Origin of the sequence: Acinetobacter rongchengensis, assembly GCF_003611475.1 — a bacterium.
Classification (GTDB): Bacteria; Pseudomonadota; Gammaproteobacteria; order Pseudomonadales; family Moraxellaceae; genus Acinetobacter; species Acinetobacter rongchengensis.
Genome location: NZ_RAXT01000155.1, coordinates 1 through 1,137 on the forward strand (window position 1 = coordinate 1; position 1,137 = coordinate 1,137).

Consider the following 1,137-nt stretch of genomic DNA (forward strand, 5'->3'; position numbering starts at 1 on the left):
CCAGCAGAATTGATTGATGGCTTAATCCAACTCAACGTCAAAGACCTCGTTATTATCAACAACAACGCAGGCAACGGCGATTATGGCTTAGCCAAACTCCTCAAAGCAGGTGCAGTGCGTAAAATCATCTGCTCCTTCCCACGCCAATCAGACTCTTGGGAATTCGATGAACTCTATCGTGCTGGCAAAATTGAACTCGAACTGGTTCCGCAAGGCAACCTCGCTTGCCGTATTCAAGCCGCAGGTATGGGGCTCGGCCCAATTTATACACCTACTGGTTTTGGTACTTTATTGGCAGAAGGCAAACAAACCTTAAATTATCAAGGTAAAAACTACGTATTAGAAACCCCAATACGTGCTGACTTTGCCTTAATCAAAGCTCAACAAGGCGACCGTTGGGGCAATCTGGTTTATCGAAAATCTGCACGTAACTTCGGTCCAATCATGGCGATGGCTGCTGATGTCACCATTGCACAAGTCTCTGAGGTGGTAGAACTCGGTGCACTTGATCCTGAACAGATCATCACACCGGGTATCTTTGTACAGCATGTTGTTGCTGTCACCCCTGCACAATAATCAGATTGGGAGAACAAGCATGAGCTATAGCAAACTGACCCGTGATCAAATTGCTGAACGTGTAGCACAAGATATTCCAGATGGTGCTTATGTCAATTTAGGGATTGGCTTACCCACTAAAATTGCCAGTTATTTACCTGCAGATAAAGACGTTTTTCTACATTCTGAAAATGGTTTATTGGCCTTTGGCCCACCTCCAGCACCAGGTCAAGAAGACCCTGAACTGATCAATGCAGGTAAAGAATATGTCACCATGCTGCAAGGGGGAAGCTTTTTCCATCATGGTGATTCCTTTGCCATGATGCGCGGCGGTCATCTTGATATTGCAGTGCTCGGCGCATTTCAAATTGCTGAGAATGGTGATTTAGCCAATTGGCATACGGGTGCACCCGATGCAATTCCTGCGGTGGGTGGAGCGATGGATTTAGCTGTCGGTGCAAAACAAGTTTTTATTACCACAGACCATGTCACTAAACAGGGTGAACCAAAAATTGTGGCGGAACTGACTTATCCTGTGACAGGTAAACACTGTGTAGATCGTATTTATACTGATCTATGTGT

Annotated in this window: 2 protein-coding genes; both read left to right on the forward strand. The window is 45.5% G+C overall.

Annotated elements, in window-relative coordinates; all coding sequences use genetic code 11:
* Nucleotides 1–576: 3-oxoacid CoA-transferase subunit A (locus D7V20_RS19220; protein WP_120385404.1), on the forward strand; the 576-nt coding region annotated here is incomplete at its 5' end.
* A 19-nt stretch (nt 577–595) separates the two neighbouring features.
* A partial coding sequence (locus D7V20_RS19225) for a 3-oxoacid CoA-transferase subunit B (protein ID WP_120385405.1) occupies nt 596–1,137 on the forward strand: 542 nt, incomplete at its 3' end.